The sequence below is a fragment of the Streptomyces sp. NPDC059718 genome, assembly GCF_042733315.1.
Lineage (GTDB): Bacteria > Actinomycetota > Actinomycetes > Streptomycetales > Streptomycetaceae > Actinacidiphila.
Window position 1 is genome coordinate 147,978 of the sequence record NZ_JBHWGA010000019.1, and the last position, 17,051, is coordinate 165,028.

General features: G+C 73.8%; 13 protein-coding genes. 3 read left to right on the forward strand and 10 right to left on the reverse strand.

The genetic code is table 11. From position 1 onward, the window contains the following. Position 1 precedes the first annotated feature (1 nt). A complete protein-coding gene (locus ACFV3E_RS22530) occupies positions 2 to 1,255 on the forward strand; it encodes a PspC domain-containing protein (protein WP_500536224.1) in 1,254 nt (417 codons plus the stop codon). Next, positions 1,252 to 1,515 (forward strand): hypothetical protein, encoded by a 264-nt coding sequence (locus ACFV3E_RS22535; RefSeq protein WP_500536225.1) that lies wholly within the window; start codon positions 1,252 to 1,254, stop codon positions 1,513 to 1,515. The genes ACFV3E_RS22530 and ACFV3E_RS22535 overlap by 4 nt, the downstream gene beginning before the upstream one ends. Here ACFV3E_RS22535 and ACFV3E_RS22540 read toward each other — a convergent pair. The 3 genes from ACFV3E_RS22540 to guaA form a co-directional block, all read right to left on the reverse strand. Continuing rightward, positions 1,453 to 1,971 carry a DoxX family protein gene (locus tag ACFV3E_RS22540; protein ID WP_500536226.1) on the reverse strand — a complete coding sequence of 173 codons (519 nt, stop codon included), beginning with the start codon at positions 1,969 to 1,971 and terminating at the stop codon, positions 1,453 to 1,455. The two genes, ACFV3E_RS22535 and ACFV3E_RS22540, sit on opposite strands and share 63 nt — an antisense overlap. 119 nt (positions 1,972 to 2,090) lie before the next feature. Beyond that, entirely contained in the window at positions 2,091 to 2,882 is a 792-nt protein-coding gene (locus ACFV3E_RS22545; protein WP_500536227.1) for a class II aldolase/adducin family protein, read from the reverse strand. Between the two features lie 107 nt (positions 2,883 to 2,989). Continuing rightward, positions 2,990 to 4,573: a glutamine-hydrolyzing GMP synthase gene (gene guaA, locus ACFV3E_RS22550; RefSeq protein WP_500536228.1), complete on the reverse strand. Its 1,584-nt coding sequence runs from the start codon at positions 4,571 to 4,573 to the stop codon at positions 2,990 to 2,992. A 279-nt stretch (positions 4,574 to 4,852) separates the two neighbouring features. On the opposite strand from guaA, the gene ACFV3E_RS22555 reads away from it, so the two are divergent. Next, on the forward strand, positions 4,853 to 5,155 hold the full coding sequence (locus ACFV3E_RS22555; RefSeq protein ID WP_500536229.1) for a chorismate mutase: 303 nt from the start codon (positions 4,853 to 4,855) through the stop codon (positions 5,153 to 5,155). 506 nt (positions 5,156 to 5,661) lie between these two features. Here ACFV3E_RS22555 and ACFV3E_RS22560 read toward each other — a convergent pair. The 7 genes from ACFV3E_RS22560 to ACFV3E_RS22590 form a co-directional block, all read right to left on the reverse strand. Next, positions 5,662 to 7,431, reverse strand: a complete 1,770-nt coding sequence (locus tag ACFV3E_RS22560) for a GMC oxidoreductase (protein WP_500536230.1) — start codon at positions 7,429 to 7,431, stop codon at positions 5,662 to 5,664. A gap of 14 nt (positions 7,432 to 7,445) precedes the next feature. Further along, a complete protein-coding gene (locus tag ACFV3E_RS22565; RefSeq protein ID WP_500536231.1) occupies positions 7,446 to 9,047 on the reverse strand; it encodes a succinic semialdehyde dehydrogenase in 1,602 nt (533 codons plus the stop codon). Between the two features lie 122 nt (positions 9,048 to 9,169). After that, positions 9,170 to 10,687, reverse strand: coding sequence for a serine/threonine-protein kinase (locus tag ACFV3E_RS22570; protein WP_500536232.1), 1,518 nt, complete (start codon positions 10,685 to 10,687; stop codon positions 9,170 to 9,172). A gap of 20 nt (positions 10,688 to 10,707) precedes the next feature. Then, complete coding sequence (locus ACFV3E_RS22575; protein WP_500536233.1) at positions 10,708 to 12,084, reverse strand: serine/threonine-protein kinase; 1,377 nt, start codon at positions 12,082 to 12,084, stop codon at positions 10,708 to 10,710. Between the two features lie 83 nt (positions 12,085 to 12,167). Then, a complete protein-coding gene (locus ACFV3E_RS22580) occupies positions 12,168 to 14,045 on the reverse strand; it encodes a serine/threonine protein kinase (protein ID WP_500536234.1) in 1,878 nt (625 codons plus the stop codon). An 81-nt stretch (positions 14,046 to 14,126) separates the two neighbouring features. Continuing rightward, the gene (locus ACFV3E_RS22585; protein WP_500536235.1) at positions 14,127 to 15,986 is read right to left on the reverse strand and encodes a protein kinase domain-containing protein; all 1,860 of its coding nucleotides are present in this window, start codon (positions 15,984 to 15,986) and stop codon (positions 14,127 to 14,129) included. 121 nt (positions 15,987 to 16,107) lie between these two features. Next, a partial coding sequence (locus ACFV3E_RS22590) for a serine/threonine kinase C-terminal domain-containing protein (RefSeq protein WP_500536236.1) occupies positions 16,108 to 17,051 on the reverse strand: 944 nt, incomplete at its 5' end.

Below are 17,051 nucleotides of genomic sequence, written 5' to 3' on the forward strand. Positions count from 1 at the left end.
CATGACGGAGCAGCACACGGAGACGGAGGCGGCCGGGGCACCGCCGGGCCGGCGGCTGGCGCGCTGCCGCGAACGGAAGGTGGTCGCCGGCGTCTGCCAGGGCGCGGGACGGTACTTCGACATCGACCCGGTGGTCTTCCGGATCGTGCTCGGCGTGCTGGCGCTCACCGGTGGCCTCGGGCTGGTGGCCTACGGCTTGGCGTGGCTGCTCGTCCCGCTGGAGGGGGAGACCGAGAGCGAGGCGCACCGGCTGCTGTCCGGCCGGGTGGAGGGGACCGCGCTGACGGCGGTGCTGGTCGCGCTGGTCGGCTGCGGGCTGTTCCTGTCGATGCTGGGCAGCGGCGGGAACCTGGCCTTCTCGCTGGGGCTGCTGGCGGCGTTCGCCGGTGCCGTGTACTGGTCGGTGCACCGGCGCCAGGCGACCGAGGCGCCCGCGCAGCCGGTCGCGCCACCGCCGACCCAGCCGCCGCCGCAGCCCGCCACGGCGGCGTGGTGGAAGGAGACCTCGGTCGAGGACGCGCCCCCGGTGCCGGGGCCGGGCGGCTACCTGTGGGGGCCGGACGACGGTCCCGCGGACGTGGAGCGCGACCGCCGCGAGTGGCGGGACCGGCGCCGGGCGGTGCGGCGCGAGGGCGCCTGGCTGGGCGTGCTCGTGTTCTTCGCGGCGACGGCGGCGGCCGCGGCCGGCCTGGCCGCGTCCTGGTCGTCCCAGCCGCTGGCCACCGGCGTGCAGATCGGCCTCGGTTCGGCGCTGGCCGTCTTCGGCCTGGGCTTCGTGGTGAGCACCTGGTGGGGGCGGCTCGGCGGCGGCACCGTCTTCGCGGTGCTGCTGACCGCCGCGCTGCTGGTGGGCTCCACGACGCTGCCCCGGTCGGTCGGCACCGACTGGAAGCAGCGCACCTGGACGCCCACCACGCTCTCGGCGGTGCAGGACTCGTACGAGCTGGGCACGGGCCGGGCGACGCTGGACCTGTCCAGGCTCCAGCCGGGCGGGCGGACCGTCACGACGCGGGCCGAGGTCGGGGCGGGACAGCTGGTGGTCAGGATCCCGGAGGACGTCACGCTGCGGATGCACGTCCAGGTGGGCGTGGGCGACGTGCAGTTGCCCGGCGAGAAGGAGAAGGACATCGACGTCCAGCCCGGGCTCGACCGGAAGGTGACCCTGGACCCGGTGGACGGCCGGAAGTCCGCGGGCACGGTGGAACTCGACGTGGAAGTGGGCGTCGGACAGGTGAAGGTGGTGCAGTTCCCGTGAGGCGGCATCGGTTCGCGCCCTCGGCGCTCCTGACCGGCCTGGTCCTGCTGGGACTGGCCGCGGTGTTCCTGCTCGACGCCGCCGGCGAGGTGTCGCTGTCCCCGCACGCCGCGGTGCCCCTGACCTGTACGGGTCTGGGGCTCGCGGCGCTCGGCGCGGTCACCTCCCGGATGCTCCGGGGGCGGAGCGCCCGGCGCTCAGGCCAGGCCGCGCCGTCCCCGGCCGCGGCGTCCGGCGATCATCGCGTCGACGGACAGTAGCGGGGCGCCGGCGAGGACCAGCGGCAGCCAGGCCATCAGGTAGGCCAGGTCGTTGCCGTAGTAGTACGGCTGCGTGGACCAGCTCATCGTGAGCCACAGGCTGAGCGAGATCAGCGCGCCGCCGAGGGCGGCGATCCGGCTGAGCAGGCCGAGCAGCGTGCCGATGCCGACGGCGATCTCACCGAAGGCGATGGCGTAGCCGAAGCCGTGCGGGTTCTTCAGGGCCAGGTCGATCATGGCCGGGATGGCGGCGGTGCCGCGGACCCCGTTGAGGGTGCCGACGAGCGAGCCCGGGGCGCCGTCGGTGAAGAAGGTGTCGGACAGCAGTTTGTCGAAGCCGGCGTAGACGAAGGTCACGCCGAGGAAGATGCGCAGCGGCAGCAGGGCGTAACGCCGTGCCGTGTCCCGCCACGGTCCCTGACTGGGGTACCGCTCCGTGTCTCTCGTTCCGCTCATGCCCGTTATGCCCGTCACGCTCATGCCGTCCGCCCTCTCGCACACACCTGCCGTGGACCCCCTCCCGGACCGATTCTCCAGGAGCGCCCTGGGAGATACGTAGGCGAAGCGGCCGTCGTTCAATCAAAAAGCTCTGGATTATCGCGGGCTATCCGCTCATAGGTGGGCTGGTAGTTGATCCAGGCGACCAGATCGTGTCCCAGTTGCTCACGCGTGGCGATCGCGTCCTCGTGCGCGATCCACACCGGCTTGCCCGCCGCCTTCGCGCTCAGCTGCACCTGGCAGGACTTCTCCATCGTCATGAACCACCACGCCGCCGCGTCCACGGTCTCGCCGACCGTCAGGAGCCCGTGGTTGCGCAGCACGACCGCCTTGTGCGCTCCCAGGACCACCGCGATGCGCCGCGCCTGCGCCTCGTCCACGACGACCCCGGTGTAGGCGTCGAACAGGGCGTGGTCCTCGTAGAAGGCGCAGGCGTCCTGGGTGATCGGCTCCAGCCGCTCCCCCAGCGCGGCCAGCGCCCGGCCGTAGGTGGAATGGCTGTGGACGACGGCCGTCGCGTCGGGCCGTGCGGTGTGCACATGGGCGTGGATGGTGAAGGCCGCCTGGTTGACGTGGTGCCGGCCCTCGACGACGGCGCCGTACTGGTTGACCAGGATCAGCTCGCCCACGGCGAGGTGCCGGAACGGCACCCCGAAGGGGTTCACCCAGTAGTGGTCCGGCAGATCCGGATCGCGCACGGTGATGTGCCCCGACACCCCGTCCTCGAACCCCAGCTCCGCGAACGCCCGCAGCGCCGCCACCAGCCGCTCCTTGCGGTGGCGGCGTTCCTCCGCCGGGTCCTCGAAGGTGGGCGGGAGGGCGAAATGCAGCCGATCGGGCGGTACGGGCTGCGGCACGGTGTCGGTCATGGCGCGGAAGTTACCCCGAGGTACCGCAGATGAACAGGGGCGATACCAGGTTTCCCCGGTATCGCCCCAAGCCTGCCCCACGCAGAGGCCGCGCGGCCTCTACGGGGCTACTCCCACTCGATGGTGCCCGGGGGCTTGCTGGTGACGTCCAGCACGACGCGGTTGACGTCGGCCACCTCGTTGGTGATCCGGGTGGAGATCCGGGCCAGCACCTCGTACGGCAGCCGCGACCAGTCCGCGGTCATGGCGTCCTCGCTGGAGACCGGGCGCAGCACGATGGGGTGACCGTAGGTGCGGCCGTCGCCCTGCACGCCCACCGAGCGGACGTCGGCGAGGAGGACCACCGGGCACTGCCAGATGTCGCGGTCGAGACCGGCGGCGGTCAGCTCCTCGCGGGCGATCGCGTCGGCGTCGCGCAGCAGGTCCAGGCGCTCCTTGGTGACCTCGCCGACGATGCGGATGCCCAGGCCCGGTCCCGGGAAGGGCTGCCGCTGGACGATCTCCTCGGGCAGGCCGAGCTCCTGGCCGACCATGCGGACCTCGTCCTTGAACAGCTTGCGCAGCGGCTCGACGAGCTGGAACTGCAGGTCCTCGGGGAGGCCGCCCACGTTGTGGTGGGACTTGATGTTGGCGGTACCGCTGCCGCCGCCGGACTCCACCACGTCCGGGTAGAGGGTGCCCTGCACCAGGAACTCCACCGACTCGCCGTGCGCGCCGGCCTCGGCGACGATCTCGCTCGCGGCCTGCTCGAAGACCCGGATGAACTCCCGGCCGATGATCTTGCGCTTCTCCTCGGGGTCGGAGACCCCGGCGAGCGCGGTCAGGAAGCGCTCCTGCGCGTCGACGACCTTCAGCTGCACGCCGGTGGCCGCCACGAAGTCCTTCTCGACCTGCTCGGACTCGCCCTTGCGCATCAGGCCGTGGTCCACGTAGACGCAGGTCAGCTTCTCCCCGATGGCCTTGTTGACCAGGGCCGCGGCGACCGCGGAGTCCACGCCGCCGGAGAGGCCGCAGATGGCGCGCTTGTCGCCGACCTGGGCGCGGATCGCGGCCACCTGCTCCTCGACCACGTTGTGCGTGGTCCAGTCGGGGGCGATGCCCGCGCCGCGGTAGAGGAAGTGCTCGAGCACCTGCTGGCCGTGGTCGGAGTGCAGGACCTCGGGGTGGTACTGGACGCCGTAGAGCTTCTTCTCGTCGTTCTCGAACGCGGCCACCGGCACCAGGTCGGTGGAGGCGGAGACGATGAAGCCCTCGGGGGCGGCGGAACAGGTGTCGCCGTGCGACATCCACACCGACTGCTCGGCCGGGGTGCCCTCGAAGAGCGTGGAGCCGGTCTTGCCGACGTGCAGCGGGGTACGGCCGTACTCGCGCGACCCGGTGTTGTCGACGGTGCCGCCGAGGGTGATCGCCATCAACTGGAAGCCGTAGCACATGCCGAAGACGGGGACGCCCGCCTCGAACAGGGCGCGGTCCAGCCGCGGGGCGTGCTCGGCGTACACGGACGACGGGCCGCCCGACAGGATGATCGCCGCGGGCCGCTTGGCCAGCATCTCCTCGACCGGCATCGTGCTCGGCACGATCTCGCTGTAGACCCGGGCCTCGCGGACGCGGCGGGCGATGAGCTGGGCGTACTGCGCCCCGAAGTCAACGACGAGGACGGTGTCGGGGGCGGCTGGGGTCGCTGATGCCACGGTGGGCCTTCCGGCGGTGTCGAACGTGGGGTCCCCACCGAGTCTACCGGGGCCCACGGCTTTACTTCCCCGGCCCGAGGGCGCACACTGTGCCGCATGCTCCACGGCACGCGCTTCGCGTTTACCTATGGCACCGGCTGGTCCGGCTGCCATGGTCGTGCTGTCTGAGCGAGGAAACGCAACCAGACGTCACCAGGCGCCCCGGGCCACACGGCCCGGGGCGCCTGGCGTTTCCCGCCCCGTGCGGCCCGGGGGCCCGGCCCCCGAGGAGGAACCCCCATGAGCGGCACCCCGGCAGCACAGCGGACGACCGGCCCCGCCGACGCCCCCGCCACCGACCCCGCCGCCGTCATCGCGGACGCCCGCGAGCGCATCGACGACCTCGACGCGAGGATCATCGCGCTGGTGGGGGAACGCATGACGGTCTCGGCCGGCATCCAGCGCGCCCGCATCGAGTCCGGCGGCCGCCGGGTGCACCTCTCCCGTGAGATGGACATCCTGCGCCGCTACAGCGACCGGCTCGGCAAGCCCGGCACCACCCTCGCCATGACCCTGCTGGAACTGTGCCGCGGACGGGTCTGAAACCCCCGTGGCACCGGCCCTGTGACCCGTTCGGGGGGCATCACCCGTACGGCACGTGACCGCCTACGGACGCCTTCGTTGAATCCGGTGTCCGTGCCAGCCAGGCGCGGTCACCCCGGGCCAGGGAAGCAAGGACGTCGAACACCACGCGTGGACACCGCTCAGACGCAGCTGGGCGGGGTGCCACCGGAGCGATGAGGCGCGCCCGCGCGAGTGGAAGCAATGCGGCCGCGCCGTGGGACCTCGCTCCGGTGATCCAGTGACCGGACAGCAGGGGACAGCAGCCCGGTCACGACTCAAAGTGGCGGTCGGTTCCGGGGACGCCCGGGACCGGCCGCTCTGCGAGGAACACACTACTCATTTCGCGGCACTTGAGCAGGTATCCGACCCTCGATCGAGTGAGTCGGACCCCGCACCGCGCCCCCCGCACGGTCCGGAACCCGTACGGAGCACGGCCGAGGGTGCCGCGTCCCGGACGGGTGCGGCCCCCTCGGCGTCCGGCGGGATCAGGCCTTGGGCGGGACCGGCGGGACGGGCAGCACCGGCAGCCGCAGGGCGCCGAAGGCGTCCGCCGGGACGACCGGGTGCTTGGGCTCGACCGCGGCGACGCGCCGGTAGGCCTCCCCCTGGGCCGGACGCGGGTCGGCGTCGCCCTTGTTGGGCCACAGGGACATGGCGCGTTCGGCCTGCGCGGTGATGGTGAGCGAGGGGTTGACCCCCAGGTTGGCGGAGACCGCGGCGCCGTCCACCACGTGGATGCCCGGGTGCCCGAACAGCCGGTGGTACGGGTCGATCACGCCGTGCCCGGCGTCCTCGCCGATCACGCAGCCGCCCAGGAAGTGGGCGGTGAGCGGCGTGCCCATCAACTCGCCGACGTTGCTTCCCGCGAAGCCGTTGATCTCCTCGGCCAGCAGGCGCGCGGCCTCGGCGCCCTCGGGGATGAAGGAGGGGTTGGGCGCGCCGTGCCCCTGCCGGGCGGTGAGCAGTCCCTTCCCCAGGCCCTTGGGCTTGCGGTAGGTGGTCAGCGAGTTGTCCAGGGACTGCATGACCAGGCCGATGATGGTGCGCTCGGACCAGCGGCGGTTGGACAGCGACCGCATCAGCAGGACCGGGTGGCGCGCGCAATGCGCCAGGTAGGCCAGCCCGCGCGGCAGCCGCGTGCCGTGCGGGACCTGCAGGATGGACAGGCCGCCCATCGAGTTGGAGCCCTTGCCGTAGCGGACCGGCTCGATGTGGGTGTTCTCGTCGGGGTGGATCGAGGACGTGATGGCCACGCCCCGTGTGAAGTCCACCCGCTGCTCGCCGGTGCGACGGCGGTAGCGGCGGCTGTCGGTCTGCGCGCCCACCAGCGCCTCGGAGTTGGTGCGGGTCAGCTCGCCGAGCCGCGCGGACAGGCCGGGCAGCCGGCCCGCGTCGCGCATGCGGTGCAGCAGCGTCTGGGTGCCGTAGGTGCCGGCGGCGACGACCACGTGCCCGGCACGCAGCACGCGCGGCTTCGCCTTGCGCCGGCGGTCGGTGGGCACGACGGTGACGTCGTAGCCGCCCTCGGCGTTCTCCGACAGCCCGGTGACGGTGGTCATCGCGTGGATCTCGGCGCCCGCCTTCTCGGCGAGGTGGAGGTAGTTCTCGTTGAGGGTGTTCTTGGCGCCGTGGCGGCAGCCGGTCATGCACTCCCCGCACTCCGTGCAGGCCCGCCGGGCGGGGCCGGCGCCGCCGAAGTACGGGTCGGGCACCTCGCCCCCGGGCGTTGCCTTGGCGTCGCCCGAGGCGTCCTGGCCGTCGCCGAAGAACACGCCGACCGGGGCCATGTGGAAGGAGTCGCCGACGCCCATCCGCTCGGCGGTCGCCTTCAGGTGGACGTCCGAGGGGGTCATGGTCGGGTTGAGCCGCACGCCGAGCATGCGCTTGGCCTGGTCGTAGTGGGGGGCCAGTTCCTCCTGCCAGTCGGTGATGTGGCCCCACTGGCGGTCCTCGAAGAAGGCCTTCGGCGGGACGTAGAGGGTGTTGGCGTAGTTGAGCGAACCGCCGCCGACCCCCGCGCCGGCCAGGATCATGACGTTGTCGAGCAGGTGGATGCGCTGGATCCCGTACAGGCCGAGCGCCGGGGCCCACAGGTAGTCCTTGATGTGCCAGGAGTTCTTCGGCAGCGACTCCCGGGTCCAGCGGCGGCCGGCCTCCAGGACGCCGACCGTGTAGCCCTTCTCCGTCAGGCGCAGCGCCGACACGGATCCGCCGAAGCCGGACCCGATCACGATCACGTCGTAGTCGTAGGACATCCGCTCCCCCTCCATCAGCGGAGCCTCAGCGCCTTCATCACCCGGAGACTGCGGCTCATGAAGGCCGCGTACGCCGCGTCGTCCATGCCCAGCGACGGGGCCATCGGCAGCAGGCGCTGCGTCGCCACCGTCTGCGCCTCGGTGTACTTGAGGATGCCCTCGGAGCCGTGCCTGCGGCCGAGCCCGGAGTCCTTCATGCCGCCCATCGGTGACTGCACGCTGCCGTACGCCGGCGCGTAGCCCTCGTTGACGTTGACGGTGCCGCTGCGCAGACGCGCGGCGATGCGGGCGCCGCGGCGCGTGTCCTTGGTCCAGACGCTGGAATTGAGGCCGTACGGCGTCGCGTTGGCGCGCTCGACCGCCTCGTCCTCGTCGGTGAAGCGGTACACGGACACCACCGGGCCGAAGGTCTCCTCCGCGCACACGGCCATCGGCGGCTCGACGCCGTCCAGGACGGTCGGCTCGAAGAAGTACGGGCCGACGTCGGGCCGGGCCCTGCCGCCGGTGAGGACGGTGGCGCCCTTGGCGACGGCCTCCTCCACGTGCCGGGTGACGGTCTCCAGCTGGCGCTCGCCGGCCAGCGACCCCATCCCGGCGCCGTAGGCGAGGGCGGTGCCGAGCTTGAGGGCCCCGGCGCGCGCGGTGAAGCGCTCCAGGAAGGCGTCGGCGACGGACGCGTGGACGAAGAGCCGCTCGATGGAGATGCACAGCTGGCCCGCCGAGGAGAAGCAGGCGCGGACCGCGCCCTCGGCCGCCTTGTCGAGGTCGGCGTCCTCCAGCACCAGCAGGGCGTTCTTGCCGCCGAGTTCGAGGGAGGCGCCGATCAGGCGGGCCGCGGCACGCGTGGCCACGTCCCGGCCGGTACGGGTGGAGCCGGTGAAGGACACGTAGTCGGCGTGCTCCACGACCGCCGGGCCGACGACCGGGCCCTCGCCGATGACGACCTGCCAGACGTCGGCGGGCAGTCCGGCCTCGATCAGCTGCTCGCGCGCCCACAGGGCGGTCAGCGCGGTCTCGGTGTCGGGCTTCATCACCACGGCGTTGCCGGCGGCGAAGGCGGGCAGCGCGTCGCCGATGGAGAGTTCGAGGGGGTAGTTCCACGGCGCGATCTGGCCGACGACACCGCGCGGGTGCCGCAGCTCCCGCACCTTGGTGAGGGCCGGGATGGCGCCGGTGTGCCGCTTGGGCCTCAGGTACGACGGGGCCTTGACGCCGTAGTGCCGCGCCGCGACGGCGACCGCGAGCACCTCCTCGTGCGCGTGCAGCCGCGTCTTGCCGGTCTCCAGCTGGATCAGGTCCAGCACCTCGGACTGGCGGGCCAGTACGAGGTCGTGGAAGCGCAGCAGCACCGCGGCGCGGCGGCGCACCGGCGTCGCCGCCCACGCCTGCTGCGCCTCCCGCGCCCGCTCGTAGGCCGCCGCCACGTCCTCCGGCGTCGACTCGGGGAGCTCCGCCAGCTTCTCGCCGGTCAGCGGCGTGTGGTTCACGGTCCGGCCGCTGCCGGCGACGCCCCGCGTCAGCCGCGCCACGAGGTCCGGTGTCACCACGTCCGCGGCGGTCCTGGTGCCGGAGGGGGCGACCGGATTGCCGTTACCGGCAGTAGGAGAGTCCGTCATGGCGGGAGCGTACGACGGGGTGACACCGCGTGCATACCCGTCAGTAGCCAGTTTTCACAATTACGCCAGCAAAAGCTGGCAGGAACGCCGCGACCCGTCCCCGGTCCCTCCGTGCCGGGACGTCATCCGGTGCGGAAGGTGACGCGGGCGGTGTCGAAGTAGTCCCGTCCCCGCTCGGCCAGCTGCAGGGGCGAGGAGACCCACAGGTCGTACTGGCGGCCGTCCTCCTCCCAGCACAGGTCGAAGGTGCGGCGCGGCTCGCCGGGCGTGAAGCCGTCCCAGGTGAACTGCCACAGCGCGGCCGGGTGCCCGTTCTGCGTGGTGGGGGTGACGAAGCCGTCCCGGTAGCCCCGGTACGCCGCCGGGCCGGAGGCGTCCTGGGCCCGCATGACCGCCTCGGGGCCGCGGGCGTCCGGCGGCCGGCTGCGGATGCCGACGCGGAACTCCTCGCCGGCGGAGTAGTAGAAGATCCGCGGCGGTTCCAGGGAGCGCCGGAAGCCCTCCGGCAGGGCGAGCGAGAAACCGGCGGGGTCGTCGACCGTGCGGAAGCCCGCGGGGAGCGCCGAGGCGGACGGCGCCGGGGAGGCCGGTGTGGACGAGGCGGACGGGGTGGCGTGCGTGCCCTTGCCGCTGCTGGCGACGGTGCGGACCGGGGAGGCGCCGTCCCCCGGCGATCCCCCGTGCGGCAGCAGGGACGCCGCCGCGACGCCGGCCCCCGCCAGCACCGCCACGCCCAGCGCGGCCGTGAGCGGGGCCCGCCTGCGCCGGGCCCGCGGAAGCGGCGCGTCCTGCCGCTCCGTCTCCGGGACGGGCGCCGGCGCGGGCACCGCGGTGGGCGGCACACCGGTCTCGGCGTAGGCGGCGAGCAGGGTCTCGGTCTCCTCCGCGGTCGGCCGCCGCCCGGGCTCGCGGCGCAGCAGCGCCTCGACCACCGGCAGCAGCGGCCCGGTCCGCTCCGGCGGCCGGATCTCGTCGAAGACGACGGCGTGCAGCACCTCCCCCAGCGAGTCACGGCGGAACGGCGACCGCCCGACGACGGCCGCGCACAGCAGGACGCCCACCGACCACAGGTCGGAGGCGGGCCCGGCGGCCTGCCCGGACATGCGCTCGGGGGCGGTGTACTCGGGAGAGCCCACGAAGTCCCCGGCCTTGGTCAGCGTGGTCGCGCCCGCCACCCGCGCGATGCCGAAGTCGGTCAGCACGACCCGACCGGTGCCGTGCTCGACGAGGACGTTGCCGGGCTTGATGTCGCGGTGGAGGACCCCGCGCTCGTGCGCCGCCCGCAACGCGCCGGTGACGGCGGCGCCGACGCGGGCGGCCTCGCGCGGCGCCAACGGGCCGTCCTGGGCGAGGACTTCCGCCAGCGAGCGGCCGTCGACGAGTTCCATGACGATCCAGGGGCGGCCGTCCTCCTCGACCACGTCGAACAGGACGATCACGTGGGGATGCCGTATCTGCGCGACCGTACGGGCCTCCCGCAGGGCGCGGTCCTCCTCGCCCTCGGCGTGCAACTCCTTGACCGCCACCCGGCGGCCCAGCAGTTCGTCGTCGGCCCGCCACACCGTGCCCATGCCGCCGCGCCCGAGCCGCCCCGTGATCCGGTAGCGCCCGGCGACCAGCCGCCCCCCGTCGCCCGTCATGGGGCCATGATGCCGCACCGTCAGTTCCCCGGCTCCGGTCGCCAGGTCCGCAGCGCCACCTGGAACCCGGCGGAGGCGGCGGCCCAGTCGCCGGCCGGCGCCCCCATGTAGAGGGCGTACTCGGTGCCGTCGGCCGCGACGTACGCCTGGTCGACGGCACGGCGCGGGCCCGGGTGCTCCTTGGAGTCGGTCCAGCTGAACTCCCACAGGCAGCCGTCGCCGCCCCGGAAGGTGTTCTGGTGCAGCCGCACCCGGGTGTAGTCGGGCAGCGCCCGGACGCTCTTCTCCAGTTCGAGCAGGTGCATGTACGGATTGAGCCCCGGCGCCGCGCGGCCGACGCCGATGCGCAGCCGGTGCGCGCCGTCGTCGGGCGTGTAGTCGATCTGGTCGCCGTCCAGTTGCCGCTTCCAGCCGCGCGGCACGGCCAGGCTGAACCCCGCCGGGTCGTGGACCCGCACGTAGCCCGCCGGGACCCCGGTGCCGTCGCCGTGCCCCTTCACCACCGCCAGGACGGCTCCGGTGCCCGCGAGCAGCGCCACCGCGACCGCGGTCGCCACGAGGGCGGTGCGCCGCCCGCCGGGGCGGCGGCGCCGTGGACCATCCGCCGCGATGGCCGCGAGGGTGGTCGCCAACCGCCCGGCCTCCGGCCGCGCGGCCGGCTCCTTCGCGAGCAGCGCCGCGATCACCGGGCGCAGCGGACCGGCGGCCCGGGGTTCGGGCAGGTCCTCGTACACCACGGCCTGCAGCGTGCCGATCGGCGAGGTGCGGCGGAACGGCGAGCGTCCCTCGACCGCCGCGTAGAGCGTGGCGCCCAGCGACCACAGGTCGGACTCCGGCCCGGGACGGCCGCCGCGGGCCCGTTCGGGCGCCAGGTAGTCGACGGAGCCGACGAGTTCGCCGGTCCGGGTGATCGCCGAGTCGCCCTCGACGACGGCGATGCCGAAGTCCGTCAGCAGGACCCGGCCGTCGCGGGCGAGCAGCACGTTGGCCGGCTTCACGTCCCGGTGGAGCACCCCCGCGGCGTGCGCCGCGCGCAGCGCCTCCAGCACGGCGGCGGCCACGGCGGCCGCCCGCCGCGGAGGCAGCGGGCCGTCCCGCCGCACCACCTCGTCCAGGGAAGGGCCGTCGACCAGTTCCATGACGATCCAGGGCCGGCCGTCCTGTTCCACGACGTCGTGGACGGTCACCACGTTGGGGTGGTTGATCCGGGCGGCGGCGCGCGCCTCCTGCTTCATGCGCTCCTGGAGCACGGCCCGGTCGTCCTCGGCGAGGTGGGCGCCGAGCGTCAGCTCCTTGACGGCGACGGTGCGCCGCAGCACGACGTCCTGGGCCTCCCACACCCGCCCCATGCCGCCGCGGCCGATGACGTCGCCGAGCCGGTACCGTCCGGCCAGCACGCTTCCGCTCCCGCTCACTCCCCTGCCCCCACGGCTTCTGCGACGCGCGCCGGAACCGCGCGGTTCCGGTCCGGGCGCCGCCCTCAGGTGGTGCGGTAGGTCTCCGCGGCCTTCTCGAAGTACCGCTTGACGTCGGCGCGCCGGCCGTCCGGCCCGATGACCAGGACGACGTGGTACCTGCCGTCGCGGATCATCACCAGGTTGCGCGCGAACAGCTGCCGCCCGGAGCCGTCGCTCCAGCTGAACTCCCCTTCGGCGGCGGCGATCCCGCCCATGTCGAGGCGGCGCAGGCCGGAGGCCGAGGACCACCCGGAGGCGCGGAAGCCCGCCAGCTCCGGCTCGTCGTTCTGGTAGACGATCGGGTCGCCGCCCTTGTCGGCGACCAAGTCGCGGCCGGGTACGACGAGCAGCTGGTAGTCGCCGCCGGTGTAGCGGACCTGCCCGTCGGCGTTCTTCCCCGTGCGCTGCCAGCCGTTGGGGACGGCGAGGCTGAAGCCGGCCGGGTCGGTGCGCAGCCGGAAGTCGCCGCCGAGGCCGGTGGTGGCGGCGGCGTCCGCGGGGGCGGACCGCGTGGGCGGCGGGGCGCTCGTGGCGGGGGCCGTGCTCCGCGGGGCCTTGGTGCCCGGCGGCTTGGTCGTCTGCGGCCGCTCGTCGCCGCCGGGCACCTGCGCGGGCAGGGTCCGCGTGGCGCCGGCCGCGCCCTGGTCGTCCGTGGTCCCGCCGCGCGGCATGAAGAGCACCGCGTACAGCACGGCGGCGACCATCAGGAGCAGCACCAGACCGACCAGGGTGACCCCGAGGCTGCGCGGACCGCGTGCCGTCCCCTGCCGCCGCTCCTTGGTGCGCTTGTGGCGCCCGTGGGCGGGATGGGCGGGTACGGGGTCGGCGGCGGCCTTGCGGCGCCGCACCAGTTCGCCGCGGCGGCGTACGACCGGCAGCTTGTGCGGATCGTCGGCGGGCACGGGCACCGTGCTCAGCCCCACGTCCGGCTCGGGCGCGGACCGGACGAGCGAGCGCAGCCAGCCGCGCAGCTCCTCCGCGTCGGGCCGCTCCTCGGGGTCCTGGCGGAGCAGGGACTCCACGACGGGCCGCAGCGGGCCGCACTCCTCGGCGTACGCGGGCGGCTCGGCGATGACCAGCTGGACCAGTTCCGCCGTGCTCTCCTCCGGGAACGGCGGATGCCCCTGGACGCTGCGGAACAGCAGGGACCCCAGCGCCCACAGGTCGGCGGCCGGACCGACCGGCGGGGCGAGCTGCCAGTTCTCGTGGACCTCGGTGGCCTGCTCCGGGGCCCACCGCTCGGTGACCGGGCCGACCACGGTGAGCCGGGCCTGCCGGGCACGCTCCAGTTCCAGCGCGGAGTGCGGGCCGTCCCAGCTGCCGCCGGGCGCCTCACCGCCCCCGGCCATGGCGGGCACCGGCACCGGGTTGTACCCGCACAGCGCTTCCTGGGCGGCGCCCACGGCCAGGCCCGAGAGCATCGCCCGGCCGTCGTCGCAGACCAGCACGGTCCCGCCGGTGACATTGCGGTGGACCCAGCCCTGCGTGTGCAGCACGCGCAGGGCGGTCAGCACGTCGGAGGCCACCTCGGCGGCGCGGTACGGGCTGAGCCGCTTGTCGGCGAGGACCGCGGCCAGCGGGCGGGCGGCGACCAGCTCGCTCACTATCCACACGCTGCCGTCCTCGACGAAGATGTCGAAGACCTGCACCAGCCGGGGGTGATCGGGTATCGCGGCCGCGGCCCGCGCCGCCTCCAGGGCCCGGCGGGCGGTGTCCCCGCCGTCACCGTGCTGGGGCCCGGGCTCGGCGCTGACGACCTCGGGGAGCAGGACCTGGCGTATCAGCACCTCCTGGTTGCTGAAGGTGTCCCAGGCCCGGGTCTCCACCAGTTCGAACTCGTCGGCGGGCGGCCGCGGCAGGCGGTAGCGGTCGGCCAGTACGCGTCCCGCGTAGTCGTCCACGACGCCTCCCCAAAGCGTCAGATCCGATCCGTTCTGGATGCGGACAGTCCGCAATGACTCACGATACGTGCTCGAGCGGCGTCACTTGGCCGGTTTGAAGGTCTTGAAGAAGCTCGCCAGCATGGCCTGGGTCTTCGGGCTGTCCCAGTCCGCGGCGGGCGCCGTGAACAGGATCGCGTAGCCGTGGTGGTCGTCCACCACGAAGCCCCGGTTCACCGCGCGCATCTTGGTGCCGCCGGAGGTGAAGGTGAACTGCCAGTCGGCGGTGGTGCGGTAACCGCGGTAGTCGACCGTCTTGATGAACAGCCGCTGGTAGCCGGGGTATCCGCTCCTCGACCGCGGCTCCTGGTCCCGCCAGGCGGCCGCCGCGTCCTTGCCGGGCGTGGTGGTCCAGTCGACCTGCACACGCGGCCGGTTGCCGGAGTTGAATATCCGGCCGGTGCCGTAGCCGTTGTCCTTGCTGTTCGTGGCCCAGCCGTCGGGCAGCGCTATCGAGAAGTCACCGGCCGACGAGGTGTAGGTCTTCCAGCCGGCCGGAACGGCGGCGGCGCCGTCCTTCCCGCCGCCGGAGCCGTCCGGGGACCCGGAGGACGAACTGCCCGACCCCTTGCCGGAGTTGTCCCCATTCCCCTTGTCGTCGCCCTTGCCGGAGTCGTCCTCGCTCCCCTTGCCCTGGTCGTCGCCGCCCTTGCCGTCCTGGACGCCGTCGTCACCGGACTTGGGGCTCGCCGAGGCGGCCGGCCCGGCGGGCTGGCTCGCGCCCGGGTCGTCGTCGCCCTGGGCGGCCCAGAAACCGATCCCGGTCCCGAGCAGCGCGAGGGCCACCACGACCGCCGCGAAGAGCAGTCCGCGGCGGCGGCGCTCGTCCAGCGACGCCAGGAACGGCACCCGGGGGGCGGCGGGGGCGGGGACCGGTACCGGCGCGGACGCGGTCGCCGGGGTGACCGCGGTCGCCGGGGTGGTCTCGGGCTCCGGCTTGGCCTTGGCGGCCCGCAGGGCCGCTTGGTCTGCGGCGGCGGCCCGGGTGGCCGGCGGCGCGTCGGTGGGCGTCGGCTGCGGGTCGGAGGGCGGCAGCGGCATGGTGCGCGTGGCCTCCGCGACCGGGACGTCCGGCGCGTGGGCGACGCCGGTGAGCAGCGGGCGCACACCCGCGTCGTCCAGCCGCAGATCGGGGTCCTTGTTGAGCAGCCCCTGGATCGCGTCGGCCAGCGGGCCGGCGTTGCGCGGGGTGCGCAGCGGCTCGGTCATGACCGCGGTGAGCGTGGCGATGGCGGAGCCCTTGTCGTACGGCGGCCGGCCCTCGATCGAGGCGTACAGCAGGGCGCCCAGCGACCACAGGTCGGCCGGCGGGCCAGGCTTCTGGCCGCGCGCCCGCTCCGGCGAGATGTACGAGGGAGCGCCGACGAGCATGCCGGTGGAGGTGACCGACGGGTCGCCGTCGATCTGCGCGATGCCGAAGTCACTGAGCACGACGCGGCCGTCGTCGGCGATCAGGACGTTGGACGGCTTCACGTCGCGGTGGAGGATGCCCTCCTTGTGGGCGGCCCGCAGGACGTCCAGGACGGTCAGCCCGACCTCGGCGGCCCGCTTGGGCGTGAGCGGTCCGTCCTCGCGGATCGCGTCCGACAGCGAGCGGCCCTCGACCAGCTCCATGACGATCCAGGGCCGGCCGTCCTCCTCGACGACGTCGAAGACCGTCACGGCCCCGGTGTTGCGGATCCGGGCGGTCGCCTTGGCCTCGCGCAGGGTGCGGGTCACCAGGCGGCGCTTCTCGTCCTCGTCGATGTTGTGCGGGAAGCGCAGCTCCTTCACGGCGACCGTGCGACCGAGCGTCTCGTCGACGGCCCGCCAGACGGTACCCATGCCGCCCTTGCCGAGGACGGCGCCGAGACGGTAGCGGTCGGCGATGAGACGCTGGTCGGTGTCGTGCGCCTGGCCCATGAATTCCCTCTGCCGTCGCTGAAGATGAAGCTCCCTCATCGCCTGCTTTCGGCGACCGGGGGATGGAGACCTCCATCATCCCTGACTCGGGGCCGTGGTCCCACCCCGGCCCCGGCGTGTGCTAGTCGTGGACGACGAGTCCGGCCACCGCGTTGTCGAAGACCGGCCGGAAATCACCCCATTGAGCCGTCGGCGCGGAGAGGTAGACGGCGAATTCGCGTTCACCGGGCTCTCCGAAGCCCAGGTCGATGGCGCGGAAGTCGCGGGCCTTGCCCTTGAAGCTGAACTCCCATATGGCCGCCGGGCGCTCGCGCCAGCGGGTGCTCTGCATGCGCAGCCGCTCGTAGCCGTCCAGCTTGGGGATGGTCTGCTGTTCCTCTTCCTCGAAGTGCTCCAGCGGGTCGTTCGCCGCGTAGTCCAGCGTGCCGATCCGCATGCCGGCCAGACCGGTCGGGTCGATGTAGATGACCTGCTGGCCGTCGTCGCTGATCTGACGGGTCCACCCGTCGGGCACCGGGACCGAGAACCCGCGGTCCGGTTCCTCCGCCAGGTGGTAGCCGGCCGGCACGGGCGACGGGCCCGGCACGGACGGGGAGGACGGGGAGGACGGGGAGGGCGAGGAGGGCGACGACGACGTCGCGGAGTGGCTCGGCCGCGCCCCGTCGCCCTGCGCGCCGCCGGAGCTGCCGAAGTGCTCGGCGGCGTAGAACCCGCCGCCGGCGAGGGCGGCGGCCAGCACCACGGCCACCAGCGCCCGTACGCCGGTGCGGCGCCGGCGCTCCGGGGCGGGCGGCGGGACCGGGACCCCCGACGGGACCGTGGGGGCGTGCGACGGCGCGGGCTGCGCGGCCGGTGCCGGGGGCCGGACGACGGTGGTCGGCGCGGTGTGCGACAGGGTGAGGCTCTCGCGGGGGACGCTGGCGGTCTCGGTCTCGGCGGCGCTCGCCCGCAGCATCCGCTCGGCGTCCGACGCCGACAGACGCCGCTCCGGCTCCCGCACCAGCAACCCCGCGATGACCGGCCCCAACGGCCCCGCCCCACCCGCCACCGGCACCTCATCGGTGG